The sequence below is a fragment of the Blautia sp. HA3515 genome (assembly GCF_059933065.1).
The window spans coordinates 1-19,406 of record NZ_JAYFUY010000046.1 but is presented as its reverse complement, the minus strand read 5'-3'; the positions used below and the strand labels follow the sequence as shown (position 1 = coordinate 19,406).

The 19,406-nt window shown below is 43.7% G+C and carries 21 protein-coding genes and 3 pseudogenes; 23 read left to right on the top strand and 1 reads right to left on the bottom strand.

The genetic code is table 11. From position 1 onward, the window contains the following. From R1Y93_RS03445 to R1Y93_RS03435, 3 genes and pseudogenes are all read left to right on the top strand, one after another. Positions 1-3,917, top strand: a pseudogene (locus tag R1Y93_RS03445) (SpaA isopeptide-forming pilin-related protein); the annotation flags it as partial. A gap of 86 nt (positions 3,918-4,003) precedes the next feature. Next, entirely contained in the window at positions 4,004-5,005 is a 1,002-nt protein-coding gene (locus R1Y93_RS03440) for a radical SAM protein (protein ID WP_294651137.1), read from the top strand. A 3-nt stretch (positions 5,006-5,008) separates the two neighbouring features. After that, positions 5,009-5,506, top strand: a complete 498-nt coding sequence (locus R1Y93_RS03435; RefSeq protein WP_144094044.1) for a helix-turn-helix domain-containing protein — start codon at positions 5,009-5,011, stop codon at positions 5,504-5,506. Positions 5,507-5,642: 136 nt separating this feature from the next. On the opposite strand, the gene R1Y93_RS03430 is transcribed toward R1Y93_RS03435, so the two are convergent. Continuing rightward, positions 5,643-6,308, bottom strand: a complete 666-nt coding sequence (locus R1Y93_RS03430; RefSeq protein WP_500821634.1) for a type II toxin-antitoxin system PemK/MazF family toxin — start codon at positions 6,306-6,308, stop codon at positions 5,643-5,645. A gap of 109 nt (positions 6,309-6,417) precedes the next feature. Between R1Y93_RS03430 and R1Y93_RS03425 the strand changes: the two genes are divergently transcribed. From R1Y93_RS03425 to R1Y93_RS03330, 20 genes and pseudogenes are all read left to right on the top strand, one after another. Then, entirely contained in the window at positions 6,418-6,639 is a 222-nt protein-coding gene (locus tag R1Y93_RS03425) for a hypothetical protein (protein WP_500821633.1), read from the top strand. 150 nt (positions 6,640-6,789) lie between these two features. Then, the gene (locus R1Y93_RS03420) at positions 6,790-7,056 is read left to right on the top strand and encodes a hypothetical protein (RefSeq protein ID WP_500821632.1); all 267 of its coding nucleotides are present in this window, start codon (positions 6,790-6,792) and stop codon (positions 7,054-7,056) included. Then, positions 7,053-7,289 (top strand): hypothetical protein, encoded by a 237-nt coding sequence (locus R1Y93_RS03415; RefSeq protein ID WP_500821631.1) that lies wholly within the window; start codon positions 7,053-7,055, stop codon positions 7,287-7,289. The genes R1Y93_RS03420 and R1Y93_RS03415 overlap by 4 nt, the downstream gene beginning before the upstream one ends. Positions 7,290-7,569: 280 nt before the next feature. Beyond that, positions 7,570-8,250 carry a hypothetical protein gene (locus R1Y93_RS03410; protein ID WP_500821630.1) on the top strand — a complete coding sequence of 227 codons (681 nt, stop codon included), beginning with the start codon at positions 7,570-7,572 and terminating at the stop codon, positions 8,248-8,250. After that, the gene (locus tag R1Y93_RS03405; RefSeq protein WP_500821629.1) at positions 8,217-9,524 is read left to right on the top strand and encodes a hypothetical protein; all 1,308 of its coding nucleotides are present in this window, start codon (positions 8,217-8,219) and stop codon (positions 9,522-9,524) included. Before R1Y93_RS03410 ends, R1Y93_RS03405 begins: the two co-directional genes overlap by 34 nt. Beyond that, a complete protein-coding gene (locus R1Y93_RS03400; protein WP_500821628.1) occupies positions 9,514-11,007 on the top strand; it encodes an N-6 DNA methylase in 1,494 nt (497 codons plus the stop codon). The genes R1Y93_RS03405 and R1Y93_RS03400 overlap by 11 nt, the downstream gene beginning before the upstream one ends. Next, a complete protein-coding gene (locus tag R1Y93_RS03395) occupies positions 11,007-11,876 on the top strand; it encodes a winged helix domain-containing protein (RefSeq protein ID WP_500821627.1) in 870 nt (289 codons plus the stop codon). The genes R1Y93_RS03400 and R1Y93_RS03395 overlap by 1 nt, the downstream gene beginning before the upstream one ends. Then, positions 11,782-12,201 carry a DUF8437 domain-containing protein gene (locus R1Y93_RS03390; protein WP_500821626.1) on the top strand — a complete coding sequence of 140 codons (420 nt, stop codon included), beginning with the start codon at positions 11,782-11,784 and terminating at the stop codon, positions 12,199-12,201. The genes R1Y93_RS03395 and R1Y93_RS03390 overlap by 95 nt, the downstream gene beginning before the upstream one ends. Beyond that, positions 12,134-13,446 (top strand): annotated as a pseudogene (locus R1Y93_RS03385) (helicase-like domain-containing protein). The gene R1Y93_RS03390 and the pseudogene R1Y93_RS03385 overlap by 68 nt, the downstream one beginning before the upstream one ends. Positions 13,447-13,525: 79 nt before the next feature. Next, entirely contained in the window at positions 13,526-14,755 is a 1,230-nt protein-coding gene (locus R1Y93_RS03380) for a hypothetical protein (RefSeq protein ID WP_500821625.1), read from the top strand. An 18-nt stretch (positions 14,756-14,773) separates the two neighbouring features. Further along, positions 14,774-15,082, top strand: a complete 309-nt coding sequence (locus tag R1Y93_RS03375; RefSeq protein WP_500821624.1) for a hypothetical protein — start codon at positions 14,774-14,776, stop codon at positions 15,080-15,082. After that, positions 15,079-15,300, top strand: a pseudogene (locus R1Y93_RS03370) (DUF6674 family protein); the annotation flags it as partial. The gene R1Y93_RS03375 and the pseudogene R1Y93_RS03370, both read left to right, overlap by 4 nt. 13 nt (positions 15,301-15,313) lie before the next feature. Beyond that, positions 15,314-15,523: a hypothetical protein gene (locus R1Y93_RS03365; protein WP_500821623.1), complete on the top strand. Its 210-nt coding sequence runs from the start codon at positions 15,314-15,316 to the stop codon at positions 15,521-15,523. Positions 15,524-15,661: 138 nt separating this feature from the next. After that, positions 15,662-17,578 (top strand): YodL domain-containing protein, encoded by a 1,917-nt coding sequence (locus R1Y93_RS03360; protein WP_500821622.1) that lies wholly within the window; start codon positions 15,662-15,664, stop codon positions 17,576-17,578. Next, complete coding sequence (locus R1Y93_RS03355) at positions 17,556-17,804, top strand: DUF3849 domain-containing protein (protein ID WP_500821621.1); 249 nt, start codon at positions 17,556-17,558, stop codon at positions 17,802-17,804. The genes R1Y93_RS03360 and R1Y93_RS03355 overlap by 23 nt, the downstream gene beginning before the upstream one ends. Beyond that, the gene (locus R1Y93_RS03350) at positions 17,788-17,928 is read left to right on the top strand and encodes a hypothetical protein (RefSeq protein ID WP_500821620.1); all 141 of its coding nucleotides are present in this window, start codon (positions 17,788-17,790) and stop codon (positions 17,926-17,928) included. The genes R1Y93_RS03355 and R1Y93_RS03350 overlap by 17 nt, the downstream gene beginning before the upstream one ends. A gap of 1 nt (position 17,929) precedes the next feature. Continuing rightward, on the top strand, positions 17,930-18,181 hold the full coding sequence (locus R1Y93_RS03345; RefSeq protein WP_500821619.1) for a hypothetical protein: 252 nt from the start codon (positions 17,930-17,932) through the stop codon (positions 18,179-18,181). Positions 18,182-18,209: 28 nt separating this feature from the next. Then, positions 18,210-18,425 (top strand): hypothetical protein, encoded by a 216-nt coding sequence (locus R1Y93_RS03340; protein ID WP_500821618.1) that lies wholly within the window; start codon positions 18,210-18,212, stop codon positions 18,423-18,425. 26 nt (positions 18,426-18,451) lie between these two features. Continuing rightward, positions 18,452-18,949 carry a DUF4316 domain-containing protein gene (locus tag R1Y93_RS03335; RefSeq protein WP_500821617.1) on the top strand — a complete coding sequence of 166 codons (498 nt, stop codon included), beginning with the start codon at positions 18,452-18,454 and terminating at the stop codon, positions 18,947-18,949. A 199-nt stretch (positions 18,950-19,148) separates the two neighbouring features. Then, positions 19,149-19,373 carry a sortase family protein gene (locus R1Y93_RS03330; RefSeq protein WP_243121704.1) on the top strand — a complete coding sequence of 75 codons (225 nt, stop codon included), beginning with the start codon at positions 19,149-19,151 and terminating at the stop codon, positions 19,371-19,373. Positions 19,374-19,406 lie beyond the last annotated feature (33 nt).

The window sequence follows — 19,406 nt, the reverse complement described above, 5'->3', positions numbered from 1 at the left end:
TATTATGTGAAAGAAGTGCAGGCACCGGAAAATTATTTAAGAAACCTGGAGGACAAATATTCATTCCGTTTCTCCTACACCAATGATGAGGAAGCGAAAGTACAGTTTGCTCATACTTTTTCCAATGAACGAGTAAATGCTGCGATTGTTCTGCAGAAAAAAGATGCGGAAACGAATACAAACGTTCCACAGGGCGATGCTTCTCTGGAACAGGCAGTATATGGTGTATACGCAAGAAAAGATATTGTGCATCCGGATGGAAAGACGGGTGTGATTTATAAAGCCGGGGAACAGGTGGGAACCCTGACAACAGATAAAGAAGGAAAAGCCAGAATTGAAAACCTGTATCTGGGCGAATATTTTGTAAAAGAGATCACTCCACCAGTAGGATACCTTGCAGACGAGAACGAGTATGATCTGGTATGCAGTTATGAGGGTGATCTGGTTGCCACTGTAGAAAGAGACTGTACTTCACCGGAACAGGTGAAAAAACAGCCATTCCAGATTATCAAAGCAGCAAATAACGGGAATACCGATGCAGCACTTCTTGAAGGCGCAGGATTTACTGCTTATCTGGTATCTTCTTTAACCGTGAAAGAAGATGGAACTTATGATTTTGATTCCGCTACTCCAGTGGTACTCGGAGAAAATGGGGCAACTGAAATCTTTACCGACAAAAAAGGATATGCGGTATCCATTCCGCTTCCATATGGAACTTATGTGGTTAGAGAGACAACTACACCTCACAATTATAAACCAGTGGATGACTTTATCGTAAGAATCACAGAACATAAACCGACAGAGCCGCAGGTATGGCGTGTGCTTCTGGATGATGAGTTTTCGGCAAAACTGAAAATCACCAAACAGGACGATGAAACAAAGAAAACGGTACTAGCTGCTGGAACAGAATTTAAGATTTTCGATATGGACAATGAGAAATATGTGGAGCAGGTAACTACCTATCCAATTACTATCGTACATAAATCTTATTTTACCGATGCGGACGGTTATTTAATCCTTCCACAGAACTTAGAAATCGGACATTACCGTATCGAAGAAGTGACAGCGCCGGATGGATATACCATCAACAAGAATTATGTAGAAATTAAAGTGGACAGTGATACACTGTATCAGATTGACCCGATTTCCGGAGATGCCATTATCGAAGTGGTTTATGAAAACCATCCGGTAAAAGGAGAGTTTACCGTAGTGAAAAAGGGTGAGGTTCTGAAAGACTACGGAAAAGATTTCAAATATGAGATCGAGAACCTTGCCGGAGCAGTCTTTGCAATCTACGCTGCAGAAGATATTTATACTGCTGATTTCCAGAAAGACGATGCCGGAAATCGAATTTTAGAGTATGCCAAAGATGCATTGGTGACAGAGCTTACAACAGATGAAACAGGAAGTGCCACAATCAAAACTTCTTCCAACTTGGAAAATTATAAGGTGGTAGAGAAAAACAGCGCCGGATGGTTTTGTACATAATGGAACAGAGCAGAATGTGCAGTATGTCTATGTGGATCAGAATACTCCTGTTGTGGTGGAAAGCGTAGAATTTATCAATGAGCGCCAGAAAGTAGAGATTTCCGTGGAAAAACAGGATGCGGAAAACGGCAGCACCATCGCCGGAGCAGAATTTGGTTGATATGCAAAACAAGACATCAAAGCCGTGGAAGTGATTGTGAAAGCAGATGCTCAGCAGCTTTGCAGACAGCCGTTAACAGGTGGTGATGGGACCGCCGTTTCTGAAGCAGGATTTACCATTTGGAAGCGATTATATCAAAAAAGAATTAGACAGCACCGTACATGGTATTTGTTTTCTGATGAAATCATCGAAGTGACAGTTTCTTATCAGGGCCAGGATGTAGAAGTTGTCCGCCTGAAAGAAATCTTTAAGAACCAGCCGATAATGGTTGAATTTACAAAATCCGACCTTACTACAGGAGTGGAACTGGATGGAGCAACACTTACGGTTTTGGATAAAGATGGAGATGAAATTGATAAATGGACTTCCGTGAAGGGAGAGCCACATATCATCAAACGTCTGCACGTTGGGGAAACCTATACGCTGCGTGAAGAATTTGCACCATATGGCTACTTAAAAGCCGAAGAAGTGGAATTTACGATCACGGATACTGCAGAAATTCAGAAAGTGGAAATGAAGGATGACGTTCCGATTGGACGTATCATCATCAATAAAAAAGGTGAATTCTTAAGTGAAGTGACCTGGAATGAAATGGTTGCAGGAGCAATGGATTCTATCTGGGATTATGTAACAGGCTCTTTGAAAGACGTTACCTTTGAAATTTATGCCAGAGAAGACGTTAAAGCCGCTGACGGAGAAAGTGATGATTATTACAAAAAAGATGAACTGGTAGCAACGATCACAACCGATGAACTGGGCTTTGCAAGAAGCGATGATCTGCCGCTTGGAAAATATTATGTGGTAGAAAAAGAAACAGCCAACGGATTTGTTTTGGATGGAGAACCGAGGGACATTGATCTGACTTACCGTGACCAGGATACTCCGGTGGTAACTTACGATTCTGAATGGCAGAACAGCCGCCAGAAAGCAAAAGTAATCGTAACCAAAAAAGAAAAAGATTCTGACCGTGTGCTGGAGGGCGGTGTATTTGCCCTTTGTGCAAAAGAAGATATTAAGAATGCTGACGGTGATGTGCTTGTAAAAGCACATACGATTATTGAGCAGAAAGCGACGGACAAGGATGGAGAAATCTTCTTTACTGCAGATCTTCCAGTGGGTGGCAGCTTCTATGTGAAAGAAGTAAAAGCACCTGCAGGTTTTGTTACTACAGAAGAAATCAAAGAATTTACTTTCGAGTATGCCGGAGAGGATGTGCCGGAAGTTACTTTTGAGTATACCTTTGAAAATGAGGCAACTATCTTTGAAATCACAAAATCTGACCTTACTACAGGAGAAGAGCTGCCGGGTGCAAAACTGGAAGTGACAGATCAGGATGGAAATGTGGTAGATGCTTGGACATCCGGTACAGAACCGCACATTATCAAAGAACTGGAAGTCGGAAAAGAATATACCCTGACAGAAACACTTCCTGCAGACGGTTATGTGACAGCAGAAAGCATTACTTTTACCGTGGAAAATACTGCAGAAGTCCAGAAAGTAGAAATGAAAGATGATGTTACAAAGGTAGAAATCAGCAAAGTGGATATGACAGACGGAAGTTCCGAGGTTGAGGGAGCAAAACTTTATATCCTGAATGAAAATAATGAGGTGATGGAAAGCTGGACGTCCGGTAAGAAACCGCACTATCTGGAAAAACTGCCTGTTGGAAAATATCACACTTCTGGAAGAAACTGCACCAAAGGGATATATCGTTTCCAGTAAAGTGCCGTTTGAAGTCAAAGATACAGGTGAAATCCAGTCTGTGAAGATGGAAGATGCCCAGGCAATGGGAAAAATCATCTTAAATAAAACGGATAAAGATACTAAAAAGCCGATGAAAGGTGTAGAGTTTGCTCTTTGTGACAGCAAAGGTAAGGTACTGGAAACACTGGTAACAGACAGTGCTGGTCATGCAGAGTCCGGGGAATATCCGATTGCTTCTTTTAAAGATGGAAAATATAAAGAGGCCATTGTATATATCCTGAAAGAAACAAAAACACTGGATGGTTATAAACTGGATGAAACAGAGCATAAGGTGGTTTTTGAATACGTGGATGACCATACTCCGGTAGTGGAATATACCTTAGATCTTACCAATGAAAAACTTCCGGAAGAAAACCAGCCGGGAACACCGGATACACCGAACAATACAACTTCTGTCAATTCACCAAAGACAGGCGATGATACCAATATCTGGCTGTTTGTTGCAGCAATGGTGGTGTCTGCAGGTGGAATGATAGTTCTGCTTGTGAAAAGAAAACGTAAATAAACGACAGATAAAAGAATAGAAGAGCATTGTGATGGGGCTGCATGGATTTTCCATGCGGCCCTTGAACTTGCAGAAAAGAGGTGCAAATGAAAATAGGATTGGTGGACTGTGACAGCCATAATTTTCCTAATCTTCCCCTTATGAAAATTTCTTCCTACCATAAAAGCAGAGGAGACATGGTGGAATTTGCTTCTTTAGGCAGTCATTATGAAAGGCTGTACGCCAGTAAGATTTTTACAGAGTCACAGGAGCCGGAGCTGCCGGGATATGATGAAATTTTCCGGGGCGGCAGTGGTTATGATCTGGAAAATACTCTGCCCTATGAAATGGAACACAGTTATCCGGATTACAGCCTGTATCCTGCGCTTACGAAAGATACGGCATTTGGATTTTTGACGAGAGGATGTCCACGGAAAAATCATGGGTTTTGCATTACTCCCCAAAAGGACGGGTGTGTGAGCAGGAAAGTGGCAGATTTGCAAGAGTTCTGGCGGGGGCAGAAGAGGATTATCCTGTTGGATCAGAATCTCCTTGCCTGTAGTGAGAAAATGGAACTTCTGGAACAGCTTGTAGATTCTCATGCACAGGTAGAGTTTAACGGTGGCATGGATGTCCGGCTTTTGGATGAGGAAATTCTTTCGGCACTTGAGAAGATAAAAGTGAAAGATTATCATTTCGCCTGGGATGACCCACGGGAAAATTTAGAGGAACAGTTTCGATTATTCCGAGATGCAGGACTGACGGCGGCGGGGCAATGCAAAGTGTATGTCCTGACCAATTACTGGAGTACCATGAAGGAAGATTTGTTCCGTATTTATACGCTGCGTAATCTGGGGTTTATGCCTTTCGTCATGATTTATGATAAACAGAAATTTGTGGACAGTAAAGGAAGATGGCTTCCGGATGTGGATTTGCGGTACAGTGAAAAGCAGCTTCGGGATTTTAAGATTTGCCAGCATATGCAGAGGTGGTGTGGCAGGATCAATATAATAAAAAGCTGTCCGGATTTTGAAAAGTATGAACCGTATCGAAGATGGATGGAAAAAGGTTGTCCGGTACCACGGAAAATTTTAGTAGATGGGAGATAAAAAATGACACTGGGAAAACGCATAAAAAGAATCCGTACATACCGTGGGATGACACAGAGAGAACTGGGAATCAGGCTCGGATATAAGGAATCCGGGGCGGATATTCGGATTGCACAGTATGAAATGGGGCATCGCAAACCAAAGAAGGATACGCTGTATAAAATGGCAGAAATTCTTTCTGTAAGTCCGATTCAGTTTATAAGACCAAAACAGGGAAGTCCGGAAGATTTGATGCAGATGTTTTTCTGGCTGGAAGAAGAAAACAAAGCTGCCATTCATGTGTTCAAAATAGAAACAGGACGGAGAGATGAGAATGAACCTAAGCAATATGCTCTGTCACTGGGCAGTAACGATGCGCAGTCACCTTTTATTGGCATTAGATTTTCTTATGGTCAGATGGAGGCATATTTGAATGAGTGGATGGTCTGGCGGGAATGTTTGGCGAATGGTCAGATAACAGAACAGGAGTATTTGGACTGGAAATGGAACTGGCATATATAACAAAAAGAAGCTGCCATAAATGACAGCCTCTCGGTTACAAAATTACCAGGATTGCTCCTGCGTTTACATCATCATACTAGCATAAAGCGTATGGTTTGTCAAACGATTTTGTAATCATTATAGGGTATGTAAATAGCTAAATAATTATACCGCAGTTTTTCAGTTTTTCACTGATTTGGTTGAGAATACAAGGTTTGACATCACCAATCTTTTCAAAATGTACTCTGGATAAGCTGACTTGTGTGATGCGTGTTACATTGACCCAACGTGGCATTAGCGGGTAACCATAAACCTTATCAACTTTTACGTTATAATCCATTGATTTTGGTTCCTGAGAAGAAAGCGGTATTACAATCAGGGAATCCTTTAAATTTTTTAAGATGATTGCAGGATGCCTTCCACCAAACTCAGTGCCGATGTTGTAGCCAAAATCTACCCATACGACAGCCTTACGGATCAGGACAAGAGAACGAGCAATCATTTCAATATCTTCGCAGGGAACACTCTGTTTTTTGACAGAAATAACATATGTATCTGTTTCCTTATCATAACGGTAGTATTTTGATACAACAGCCTGCTTTTCCGGGCGAAGCCATTTGAAACTGGATGGCTTGATGATGTTCGGGAGTGCAGTAGGTGGTATCTGGAATGATTTTTCATTCAATATCAGGTTGGTCTTTAAGGTTGTCCGTTTATGATCTTCATTCGCTAATTTATTGAGCTCTTCAGGTTCATTTTTGATCCACTTTGGAGAGATGATTCTGCAATGTAGAAACCGCTTCGTCCAAAGAATGGTTTGCATCTTCTAATGTGGCTGTATGTCTCATGATGTTTGCTCCTTCTTCGGAATGATGGTTTTATTTTAGCAGATTGTGTCCAGCAGAGTACAACAAATAAAGGAGGGATTTTATTTGGCAAGAAAATATGAAATGATCTCAAAATTGGCAGAAGAAACTGCGAAAGAGGTTGTAAAAAATGAGACTGCATGGAAGCGGTATCGTACCACTGCCGCAAGGATATATAAATATACCATTCCAGGAACAGTTATTGATTTATGCCCAGCGTCCGGATGCGACGGCCTGTGCCAGCATCGAAGTCTGGAACAGCCGGAAATTAAACTGCTGGGTAAATAAAGGGGCAAAGGGTATTGCCCTGATGGGCCGAGGAAAGTTCCTATACACGGTTAAAATATGTATTCGACGTATCAGATGTCCATAAAGCCCGCAGAATCGGGCGCTGATCCGTACCTGTGGGAATTAAAGCAGGAACAGGAACAATCCGTTATGAAACGTTTGGAACATATCTACGGGGAAACGGATGCAGAGAAGTCCTTTGGTGACAGGCTCCTGGAGATTGCAGAGAGTGTGACCAATGACTGTTATGAAGAAGTGGCAGAGGATCTTTTGTATCTGACAGACGGAAGTTTTCTGGATGGACTGGATGAGTATTCCCTGAAAGTCCATTTGCGGGAGACATTGCGGGCCAGTATATCCTATACGCTGCTTACCAGGTGTGGCAGTGGATGCAGAAGATTTATCAGGATTCCATGAATTTTGATTTTATCCATGAATTTAATACGGTTCCGGTACTTTCACAGTTAGGAAGCAATACAACGGAACTTTGTAAACCAATTCTCATGGAAATCGGGAAAGCAATCCGTGTGTATGAACAGGAAATCTCTAAAAAAGAAGTTGACAATACTCAAAACTTACGCTACAATGCTTTAAAGCGTAAAAGCGAAACGCGGAAACAGAACATCGAAGAAAACGAAAAAAGAGAATGATAGAGAAGAAAGGGGCAGTGTTTATGGAACTGACATATCAGAAGAACGGCGATTACTACATCCCGGAATATCAAGATGGACAGACGGCCGGGAGGGAATGCTGACGAAGTACGGTATCCTGCGGAGGGATTATCTCGAAGGAGAACAAGAAAGGAGTTTATTCCGGGCTTCTTCTGAGCGGCAAATTGATGAACCACCTGCTGGAGATTCATCAAGGAGGACAGCAGAGCGAAGAGGATGGAACTGCTGACAGAGCAGATGAGCCAGAGCCAGGCGCGGCGTGAACGAGGAACTGAAAGAGAAAGAACCGACGAAGTGGGTGCAGATGAAGAACAGCGTCCGACAGTCAGCGGAGGAGATGATTCTGACAGAACTGATTTACCGTTCAGAAGAAAAGGAAGAACCGGAGATTACTCCGGAATATCCGGAAGAGCCACAATTTCATATAGAACCAGAAAAATCGGACAGTGATGAGCTGCCCGATTTTTTGTCTTCTGAGGATGAAAATACGCTTCGTGGTGTCCTTTGCTTTGATGAATATATGAAAAATAAGCGTCCAGACATTGCCATGAAGTTTGTTTCCGAACCGGACGAGGCAAAGCGGACAGCATATATTAAAGAAAGTTATAACCAGGATTATTCCCTTTTTGATGTAGATGGACAGCGTGTGGGGTATAAAGCAGAGGAAGATGGACTTGTTGTCTGGGCGGGAAATTATCTTACCCGTACTTCAGAGACAAAGCTGTCATGGGATGCGGTCAGGGAGCTTCTGGACGATTATATCCGTGAAAATGTCTATCTTATACCGGAAGAAGTGAAAGAAACAGAAGAAAGAGGGGAGCCTGTTTATGAGCAGATGAACCTCTTTCCGAGTATGGCAGAACAGGTGGAAATATTTCTATTGACCGGGCAGATGAGGTATTTTCATTGGCTGCATCCAATCCGATTACCGATGAAATGATTGACTATGTTCTGTTAAGCGGCGGCGGTCAGCAAAACAGCCGTTCCCGTATTTATGCCAAATACCAGAAAGGTCTGGATGCGGATACCATGGCAGAGTTCTTGAAGCAGGAATATGGTATGGGCGGTAAAGGCTTTACGTTTGAAGGAGAGCCTCTTTGCGTCTGGTACGATGAAGAAGGGATGAATTTCTCAAGGGGAAATGCGGCGAGATTTCGTGCACCGCTGAAGTTATCCTGGAAGAGAGTGGAAGATTATACGCATGAACTGATCGTGTCAGGTAGATATATGGAGGAAGCAGAAGTCTGGCATGTGCCGGCACAGGAACGGATGGAACTGGCGTCAAAAATCTATTTCTTTTTCCGGGATGAATACGGAACCATGCCGGAGGAACCGGAACTGCGTATGAGTAGCTTCCCGGACAGTCAACAGGCATTGGCGGAAATGCTTTCCAACCCAGAGGGTATTGATAAAATACTTTATCATATGGATAAGGCAATCGGAGAACTGGACAGAGGAGAAGTAAAAGCAAGGTTCCGCCTGATTTATAAGCCGAAAGACATCCGTACCTCCGTGGAGGAACTGAAAAGGGAAGAGCTATCTTTTCCGTCAGCAAAAAAAGTGGAAGTGCCAGTAGAAACATTTATCACGCAGGATGAAATTGACTATAAGTTAAGTCGTGGAAGCAGTATGTCCGGCGGGTTATTCCGTATTTATGAGTTCTTTTTAAACAACCATAACAAGAAAGAGCAGGCAGATTTTTTAAAGAATGAGTATGGAATCGGAGGCTCCAGTCCTGCACTTGTGGGTGCGTGGCACAGTTATGCAGATTATGATGGAAAGGGTCTGCGACTGAGTAAAGGAAGTATTATGGAGCCGACAGCAAAGCTTTTGCTTACATGGACAAAAGTTGCAGAACGTATCCGGAAACTGATTGATATAGATCGTTTCCTTACTCCAAAAGCAAAAGAAGCCTTTGCAGCGTGGAAGGCAGAAAAAGAACAGAAAGCTTTGGAAAAAGCAAAAGAAAAACTGCAGGCTGAAGCGGAAATACCGGAAGAAACAGTTCAAGAACCAGAGATAGAACAGGGACAGAACGATCATCGTAAGGTGGTGGCACTGGAAAGTACAGAAGATTATACCGATTACAGTATCGGCTTTTTTACTTATCACTATCAGGATGGACGGCAAGGAATCCGATATCGTCTTGTAACCATTGAAGAAGATGGACATTTAGAACCGTATTCGAAGCAAAGCAGTTTTTTTGATCAATGAGGCTGCAGCAAGGGAATATCTTTCTGATCATGCAGAGGAAATTCGGGAAATTCCTTATGATGAGCTGGTGCATGAAGCTGGAAAAAATCTGCAGGCACAGAAGTCAGAGCCGGAAAAAGAAGAGTCGGAGAATGGGAAAGCAGACGTACCGGAACAGGAAGAAACTGCGGAAATAAATGAGGAGATGGTAGAAACAGAGGAAGTGGATACTTCCGAGGTCGAGCCATTGATGCCGGACTTTGAAGTAAAACCAGAAGTTACAGTGCAAAAGACGGAGCCGGGGGATAGGATTGATCGAACGGGAGCTGTCAATTTTCATATAACAGATGATGCATTAGGGGCAGGAACCGCAAAACAGAAGTTTGAACGGAACATCGCAGCGATTGAGACATTACAGCAGATTGAGAACGAACATCGGATTGCAACACAGGAAGAACAGCAAATTTTATCCGGATATGTGGGTTGGGGAGGACTTTCCGAAGCCTTCGATGAGAAAAACGGTGCATGGTATAACGAGTATCAGAAGCTGAAATCCCTGTTAAGCCCGGAAGAATATGCGTCTGCCAGAGAGTCTACCTTAAATGCCCATTACACATCTCCGATAATTATCCGTTCTATCTACGATACACTTGGCAGGATGGGGTTTGAAAAAGGAAATATTCTGGAACCGTCTATAGGTATCGGGAATTTCTTCGGGATGCTGCCGGAGCGGATGCAGGACAGCCGCCTGTACGGGGTGGAGCTGGACAGCCTGACCGGACGGATCGCAAAGCAGCTTTATCCAAAGGCAGAGATTCAGATTTCTGGTTTTGAAAAAACAAACCATCCTAAGGATTTTTTTGATGTTGTGGTGGGAAATGTACCTTTTGGACAGTATAAGGTGGCGGATAAGCCATACGATAAACATAACTTTTTAATCCATGACTATTTCTTGGCAAAATCTCTGGATAAAGTACGGCCAGGCGGAATTGTAGCGGTAGTTACTTCTAAGGGAACCATGGATAAGAAAAGTCCTGCCGTCCGAAAATACTTGGCACAGAGGGCGGAGCTTCTGGGAGCGGTGCGTCTGCCAAACACAGCATTTAAGGCGAATGCCGGAACGGAAGTCACTTCTGACATTCTGTTCTTTAAGAAGCGTGACCGTGTGGTGGATCTGGAACCGGATTGGGTACATCTTGGAGAAAATGAAGATGGAATTGCCATGAACCAGTATTTCATTGAACATCCGGAAATGGTGGCAGGAAAGATGGAACTGGTATCCGGACCCTATGGCATGGAAGCCACGTGCAGCCCAATAGAGGGAAAATCTCTGGAAGAACAACTAAAGGAAGCAATGAGCCATATACAGGGAGAAATTGAAAACTCCGGTCTGGATGAGCTGGAAGATGATATAGAAAAAGCGACGATTCTGGCTGACCCATCGGTGAAAAATTTCAGTTATGCGGTAGTAGATGGGGAAGTGTATTACGGGAAAGTTCCGTGATGAAGCCTGTGGAGATGACAGGAACCATGCAGGAGCGTATCAAAGGAATGGTTTCGCTTCGTGATACCGTCAATGATCTCATTGCCTATCAGTTGGAAGAATACGGAGATACCGTTATCCGGGAAAAGCAGGCAGAATTATCTGCGTTGTATGATGAGTTTACAAAGAAATTCGGACTTATCAATTCCCAGACCAATAAGCGGGCGTTTAATCAGGATTCCAGTTACTGTCTGCTATGTTCGTTGGAAGTCTTAAATGAGGATGGTACCTTGAAGTGCAAAGCAGATATGTTTACAAAGCGTACCATCAAACGGCAGGAAACGGTGACTTCCGTAGATACCCCTTTCGAAGCGCTGGCAGTTTCCATGAGTGAAAAAGCCTGTGTGGATATTCGGTACATGGAATCGCTTTTAGGCGGTTCCGAACATTATGAGCGGATTGTGTCAGAGCTGTCGGGTGTGATCTTTAAGAATCCGTTAAGTGACCCAGATGACCCATATGCCGGATGGGAAAACAGTGATGAGTATTTATCCGGAAAAGTGCGGGAAAAGCTGTCTATTGCCCGCTTATCTGCAGAAACGAACCCGGAATATGCCGTAAATGTAGCGGCACTGGAACGGGTACAGCCGAAACTTCTGGATGCTTCCGAAATAGAGGTACGGCTTGGTGCAACCTGGGTAGACCCTAAATACATCAATGATTTTATGCGGCAGGTGTTTGAAACACCGGAGTGGAAGATGGACAAAGAGGTTATCGGAGTGCAGTATTCTCCCGGTGACCGGACAGTGGAACATCAAGGGAAAGAATGCAGACAGCGGCAATCCTCTTGTGGAAGCTACTTACGGAACAGGCAGGGCGAATGCCTATAAAATACTGGAAGATTCCTTAAACTTACGAGACTGCCGTATTTTTGATACCGTTATAGAGGATGGCAAGGAAAAGCGTGTATTAAATAAAAAAGAGACTACTTTGGCAAGTCAGAAGCAGGAAGCTGTCCGGGAAGCCTATAAGGATTGGATCTTTCAGGATGCAGACCGCAGGGAGGCACTTTGCGAAAAGTACAATGAAATTTTCAATTCTAACCGCCCCAGAGAATTCGAACGGAAGCCATTTGACCTTTCCGGGAATGTCCCCCGACATTACCCTGCGTCCGCATCAGAAAAATGCGGTTGCCCATCAGCTTTACGGGGATAATACTCTGCTTGCACATTGTGTGGGGGCTGGAAAAGCTCATGAAATGGCGGCGGCTGCAATGGAGAGCAAACGGCTTGGACTTGCCCAGAAATCTTTGTTTGTAGTACCGAATCATTTGACCGGGCAGTGGGCAAGTGAATTTCTGCAGCTTTATCCGGGAGCAAATATCCTTGCCGCTACGAAAAAAGATTTTGAACCTGCAAACCGTAAAAAATTCTGTTCCAGGATCGCTACAGGTGATTATGATGCAGTCATCATCGGGCATAGTCAGTTCGAGAAAATTCCATTGTCCAGGAACGTCAGGAGCGCATCATCGAAGGACAGATTGATGAGATCGAGATGGCGATTGAAACGGCAAAAGCGGAGAATGGGGAGCGTTACACCATCAAACAGATGGAAAAAACAAAGAAATCCCTGCAGACAAGACTGGAACGCCTGAATGATACATCCAGAAAAGATGATGTCGTTACCTTTGAGCAGTTGGGAGTGGACAGGCTCTTTGTGGATGAGAGCCACAACTATAAAAATTTGTTCCTTTATACCAAAATGAGGAATGTGGCAGGTATCGCACAGACCGAAGCACAGAAGTCCTCGGATATGTTTGCAAAATGCCAGTACATGGACGAACTGACCGGAGGAAAGGGCGTTACGTTTGCAACCGGAACCCCCATCTCGAATAGTATGACGGAACTCTACACGAACATGCGTTACCTCCAGTATGGCACGCTGCAGAGGATGGGGCTTGGACATTTTGACAGTTGGGCGGCATCCTTTGGGGAAACCATCGCTGCCATTGAGCTGGCACCGGAGGGAACCGGATACCGGGCGAAAACAAGGTTTGCGAAATTCTTCAACCTGCCGGAGCTGATTTCTGTCTTTAAAGAGTCGGCAGACATTCAGACACCGGATATGCTGAAACTTCCGGTTCCGGAGGCGGTCTATGAAGATGTGGTGTTAAAACCCAGCGAATATCAACAGGAAATGGTGGAAAGTCTTGCAGACCGGGCGCAGGCCGTCAGGGACAGGCTGGTTGACCCGTCACAGGATAATATGCTGCGGATAACCAACGATGGAAGAAAACTGGCACTGGATCAGAGACTTGTCAATCCGATGCTGCCGGATAATGAAGATTCCAAAGTTAATGCCTGTGTGGAAAAGGCACTGGACATCTGGAAAGAGACAGCAGAGCAGAAATCTACTCAGTTGATTTTCTGCGACCTTACGTACACCGAAGGCTGTCGGTAAAGCAAAAGCTGAAATAAATGGAAAGGAAGAAGATGCAGAAGTTTTTGATGACGTATATCATGACATCAAAAGAAAATTGATGGCGAAAGGGGTACCGGAAGAAGAAATCGCATTTATACATGAGGCAAATACAGAAATAAGAAAAGCGGAGCTGTTCGCAAAGGTAAGGAGCGGGCAGGTTCGCTTTTTGCTTGGTTCCACTGCAAAAATGGGCGCAGGTACCAATGTGCAGGACAAACTGATTGCCCTGCATCACCTGGATGTGCCGTGGCGTCCGTCTGATATTGAACAGCAGGAAGGACGTATTTTACGTCAGGGAAATGAAAATCCGAAAGTCCGCATTTTCCGCTATATCACAGAGGGAACATTTGATGCATACTCCTGGCAGCTCATTGAGAATAAACAGAAATTCATCGGGCAGATTATGACCAGTAAATCCCCGGTACGTTCCTGTGAGGATGTAGATGAAGCGGCATTATCCTATGCGGAAGTTAAGGCACTGGCTACGGGTAATCCCTACATAAAAGAAAAGATGGATCTGGACATTCAGGTATCAAAGCTCAAACTCTTAAAAGCCAACCATACCAGCCAGATTTACCGTCTGGAGGATAATATCGCAAAGAATTACCCGAAGAAAATCAGTGCGGCAAAAGAAATGATTGCCGCATATGAGATTGATCTGGCGCATTACAAAGAGGTGAAGCCTGCGGATAAGGAAAGTTTTGCGATGAAACTTGGAGATCGTATCTACACGGATAAAAAGGAAGCCGGAACTGCCCTCATTTCTTTCTGCAGACAGGTAAAAACACCCAATGTGGCAACACCAATCGGAGAGTATCTGGGATTTAAAATGAATGTTACGTTTGACAGCTTTTATCAGAAGTTTACGGTCAATTTAAAAGGCGCATTGAGCCATAACGTGGAAATCGGTACCGATGTCTTTGGTAATCTGACCCGTATCGGCAATGCACTGGATGCGATGGAAAAGGAGCTGCAAAAGGAAAAAGAAGCATTGAACAATACCCAAAAGCAGCTTGAAAATGCAAAAGAAGAAGTAAAGAAACCTTTTGCACAGGAGTTAGAACTGAATGAAAAGCTGGATCGATTATCAGAATTAAATGCTCTTTTAAACATGGATGAAAAAGGAGCAGAGGATTGTCTGGAAGAGCAGGAGGAAGCAGATACATCTTTATCCGGAAAAGAGGATGCTCGTACCTCTATTATGGAAAAACTGGCACAGTTTAAAGAACAGAGCAGCCAGATGGGAATAGGAAATAACAAAAACAGAGAAAAAGCAGCGAGTTTATAGGAGGACTAAAAAATGCCCTTGGAAAATGAAAAAATTGAAGTGGCGGAAGAAAAAGAAACAGAGATGCCAAACGTAGAGGAATTGTTAAAAATCCTGCTGGATGTGAATTTGGAGCAGAACCGGCAGACGGTTCACCTACTGATGAATTACATGAATGATATTGAGGAAAATTTCTTTTCCGTTCTGGAAACTGGATACGGTCAAGGCACAGCTTGCACAGGTACAGCAGATCCCACAGACAAAAGAAGTACGTCATACCCTGTCCGATCTGATACAGAATCTGCAGGGGCAGGCGCAATCACCTGCAGGAACAGATACATGGTATGAAAACCAGATTGAATGAAAAGGCAGCACAGCTTGTTCAAAATTTTAAAGATCAGGGTGTGACTGCCTTAAATCATGTGTGTGAGTTCTTAGGGGTAAAGGAAAGTCTTACCCAGATACGGGAGTCATTGCTGCAGAGTGCGAAAGAAATGCAGAGTTCGATGGATAAGATCGATCAGGTAGCCGGAGAATTGCGGGCAACTACAACCCATGCTGAAAAATGTAGGAAGAGCTATGGTCGGAAAAGAAGCACAGGAAGTAGCACAGCCAAAAGAGGGCGGATTTTTCTATCAGATGAAACGTCCTTATCAGGCCATGAAGGATTTCTGTCTGAAAAATGCGGGGAAGATTGAAAAGGACATCCATAAAATAGAAAATCTGGAGCAGAGAGTAGAGAAGATTGCGGATGGGAAAAGAGGCAAGTGTAGAAAAACTGCCAGATAAGCAGGAGAAGTCCTCCATCATGGAGAAACTGCAGTCTATGAAAGAAAAGCAGGCCGGACAGCAGAAAACAGCACCGATGGCAGAAACGGCAAAGAAACAGGAAGCGGCATTGTAGGGATAACCCGGAAAGGAGCAGATATGGGAAGATATGCAGAATTACAGAAAGCATGGGATGAAAACAGAGAGGAATTTCGCAGACTTAAGGAAGAAATGGAGAAAAATGAGGATGCCTTCCTTAAAATTGATCAGGAAATGGAAGCAATGGAACAGGAACCAATCAAAGACAGTGATGTGGTGGTTATGTTTTCCTCTCAGTTTGAAACGGATTATGTGGTATGTAAAATAACAGATCAGAGCCGGGAATGGGTAAAAGAACAGATGAACAATATTGCCGGAATGGATGAGGATGCGTTGGCAAATCTTGATGTGGAAGAGTATTTCAGAGATCAGGGTGCAGAGGTGATGTCAATATTGGCATCAAATGGAAAAGGTGATGATTACCCGGTCTTTTATGATTTCTGGTTTGATGTAGATGAAGCAGAGGTAGTAGAAAGCACAGAACTTTCTATAGAAAAACAGGTGGAAAATCTGATCAATCGTATAGACTTTGGGGAACCTGTATTAAATGATTCGGAATGGAAATTACTCCACACTTATGCGGAGAAAACTGGAAATATGGCAGATACCTATAAGCTGGCACAGGAGCTTCGGGATACGCTTCATCATCCAGATTTTCGTGTTCATGAACAGGTGATTGAAAATGCAAGGAAGGAACTGGAGGCACCTGTTTTCTTAAATGAGAAAGAAAAAGAATTGTTTACAGGAGAGACAGACCGTTTCGGTATTTATCAGTTAAAAGATGGTGAAGAGCTGCATTACCATCGTTTCGCCAGTCTGGATTTACTGGAAAAGTCCGGTCTGCAGGTGGAAAAGGGAAACTACGAGCTGATTTATACAGCGCCGCTTCAAAAAGGACAGACCCTGGATGATATTTTTGAGCAGTTTAACCTGTTTCGTCCGGAAGATTTTACCGGACATTCCCTGTCAGTTAGTGATATTGTACTGCTTCATCAGAATGGGGAGAACCATGCTCAGTATGTAGATCGTTTTGGATTTCAGGAAGTAGCGCAGTTTTTAGAACAGCAACAGGATAGAGAAGAGCAGAAAGCAGAGCATTCTTATATTGACTATTATTATGTGGTAGAGGATTTGCAGAAAGCCGGGCCACTGGACATAAAGAAGTATGCAGACATAAAAGAAGCACTGCAGGCGTACTTTTCACTGCCAAATGATAAGAGAAAAGCCTTTGGTATCCAGAACAGCAATCCGCTTCCGGGAAGTCTTGACTTTATCCAGTGTTATAACGGCATAGACCGCATGACTTTCGATTACCGAGAGATAGAAGGGTGGGATAATCCGGAGATACAATCCGTAGTAGAGCAGATGGATGTTGCGATTGATCTGCATGAGACACAGATTGCTTATGCGATTGGCGGACGGTATTTTACCATCCAGCATACGGATGAAGGATTTGATTATACCTTTTACAGCCGAAATTACCGGGAGTTGGACGGAGGAGTTTATGACAATACGGATTTAAATATAGAAGAGGCTATGAGTGAAATTCTGGAAGATGAGAACTTGGACTATGAGGATGGCGAGGTGCTGAATTACGAGTCATTCATGGAGCATGTGGAAGAAGCAAACCGCATAGAGCCGCAGAAATTATCTGAGGAATATTTTTCGGTGTATGCCCACTCAGCGGCGTATGCCAGAGAACACGGGGAACTGGAACAGTACCGAATATCCAGAAACGAGAACATTGCCTGTAAAAATGCCATAGAAGCTGCTATCCGTGATAATTTTGACGGGATGCATCTGCAGCCGGATGCGGCAGAGGAAGTGCTTGACGGATATGGTATGGAGCGAGTTGTTTACGTTCTTTCCAGCAGCATCCGTCTGAAAGAGCAGGCACGGACGCTTTTCACGGGAAAACAAGGAATGGGCAAAGACAATCCCGGTAGCGGAGGATATGGACAGTTGGGAGAGAAATAGAAATATAGATTTTCTGGTAGACAGCCATCCGGCGGTGTTGGATGGATTCGTCCATCTGGTGCGTCAGGAACAGGCACAGAGGGAAGCAAAGAAAGAAGTATTAAAGGTACCGCCTGTTTCTGATAAAACGGAACCAGAGAAAGCATTGAACCAGATGAGCCGGGTAGACATCGAGGAAACTGTGTTGGCTTATGCACAAAGCATGGTGGATGATGCCGGGGTATGATGTGAAAGTGACTGCAGCAAGAGTATATGGAAGCCGGACTGCAGATATTCAAAGGGAAGATTCTGATGTGGAAGTGGTGATTGAATATCAGGGAGGAGATTACGGGGGAAGATGTATTTTTTGATATGCTTCATGAGAATGGCTTATCCGTTGGAGGTATGATGGTAGACATCAATCCTATCACAGCAGAGAAGTCCGGAAGCATTGAGGAATACTTAGCCAGAGCAAATCAATATCTGGAGGAAAAAGTGAAAAGTTTTAGAGAAACAACGTCCGATCAGCAGAAAGCAGAGGTGGTTACGGAACATCCGGTGCAGACATTGACATTTTATGTGGCGGAGTGTATGGAATTTCCGAGTCTTTGGGGAATACCATGAAAATCTTACCTTTGAGGAAGCAGTGCATTTGTATGAAGCGATTCCGTCAGAAAGAATGAGTGCTGTAAAAGGCATTGGATTTACGCTGCATACGGAAGGAACTGAGCGTTATATGGACAGTGAGTTTGATCTGGTAAGTGGTAAGGCGATTGATGTGGATATGATCAACCATGTGCCGGAATTTCGGGATAGTACGCTGGTGCAACAGGCAATCAAGGATGCTATTGCCCGTTTCCGGAAATGAAAGTATGGGATAGGGAAACAAAAGCTTTGGAAAGCCAGAAAATAGCAGAAAATTATGACAAAGACTGCAGGGAGCTGGCTGCGGACATCGATAAATTTTCAGAAGAGTATGATACTTATGAATATTGGGATGCGGTAGATGATAGAGAAGAAAATGTGAGCCGGATTTATTGTGATTTACAAAGCGGAGATGCAGGATATATCAGAGAATGGCTGCAGGGGGTCATTGATGAAGGGGAACCTGTAGAAGATGTAAAAGCAGCGAAAGCGTTTGTAAATCGTATAGATGATCTGGCGGAACGGAGAGAGAGAAAAATCCTTTCGACAAAAGTGGAAGAACTGGAAGAGGCAAATTATAACCAGATTGACGGTGTTCTCAATAATATAAAACCGGAGAAGCAGGAAAAATCGGATACAAAGGGAATGTCTATCATGGAAAAGCTGGCATTGAATAAGGAACGTGTGGCACAGGCTGACAAACCAGCAAAGGAACCGGAGAAGAAACCGGGAAGAGAGCATGGATAAGTGAGAAAAAGTGATTTAAGTGAAGAATAGGGGTACAGGCGGCAGAAAGTGCGTGAGGGCATTTTCTGCCGCCTTTTGCCGTTGAAAATGATACTGAAAATGGACATAAGGAGGAACTGACATATGAAGAAAATAAGACATGGATTTCGTGCTTTGGGAATGATAGAGTGTCTTGCTGTCTGGATGTACTCTGCAGGCAGTGTTTAAAACTACAGTATACGATACAAAGGGATTTGCATTTTATGAATTTGTGAATGCGGATAAGAATGAAAAGTTTGACGAATATGTGAGGAAGTGTAAAAGATTGTCCCTGTATGAAACCAATGTTATTCCGGAGTATGGGGATGATCTGCTGACATTAGTAACTTGCGAATATTCTGCCAGGAATGGAAGAATGGTGGTGGTAGCAAAGAAAATAGAATAGCCAATCTTGACATACCATCACGTATACCATGTA

Excerpts from the sequence above, each read along its gene's own strand:
- R1Y93_RS03440 (WP_294651137.1), top strand. The coding sequence starts at position 4,004 with ATGAAAATAGGATTGGTGGACTGTGACAGCCATAATTTTCCTAATCTT.
- R1Y93_RS03435 (WP_144094044.1), top strand. The coding sequence starts at position 5,009 with ATGACACTGGGAAAACGCATAAAAAGAATCCGTACATACCGTGGGATG.
- R1Y93_RS03430 (WP_500821634.1), bottom strand. The coding sequence starts at position 6,308 with ATGCAAACCATTCTTTGGACGAAGCGGTTTCTACATTGCAGAATCATC.
- R1Y93_RS03420 (WP_500821632.1), top strand. The coding sequence starts at position 6,790 with ATGAAACGTTTGGAACATATCTACGGGGAAACGGATGCAGAGAAGTCC.
- R1Y93_RS03415 (WP_500821631.1), top strand. The coding sequence starts at position 7,053 with ATGAATTTTGATTTTATCCATGAATTTAATACGGTTCCGGTACTTTCA.
- R1Y93_RS03395 (WP_500821627.1), top strand. The coding sequence starts at position 11,007 with ATGAAGCCTGTGGAGATGACAGGAACCATGCAGGAGCGTATCAAAGGA.
- R1Y93_RS03380 (WP_500821625.1), top strand. The coding sequence starts at position 13,526 with ATGGCGAAAGGGGTACCGGAAGAAGAAATCGCATTTATACATGAGGCA.
- R1Y93_RS03365 (WP_500821623.1), top strand. The coding sequence starts at position 15,314 with ATGGTCGGAAAAGAAGCACAGGAAGTAGCACAGCCAAAAGAGGGCGGA.
- R1Y93_RS03360 (WP_500821622.1), top strand. The coding sequence starts at position 15,662 with ATGGGAAGATATGCAGAATTACAGAAAGCATGGGATGAAAACAGAGAG.
- R1Y93_RS03355 (WP_500821621.1), top strand. The coding sequence starts at position 17,556 with ATGGACAGTTGGGAGAGAAATAGAAATATAGATTTTCTGGTAGACAGC.
- R1Y93_RS03350 (WP_500821620.1), top strand. The coding sequence starts at position 17,788 with ATGATGCCGGGGTATGATGTGAAAGTGACTGCAGCAAGAGTATATGGA.
- R1Y93_RS03345 (WP_500821619.1), top strand. The coding sequence starts at position 17,930 with ATGCTTCATGAGAATGGCTTATCCGTTGGAGGTATGATGGTAGACATC.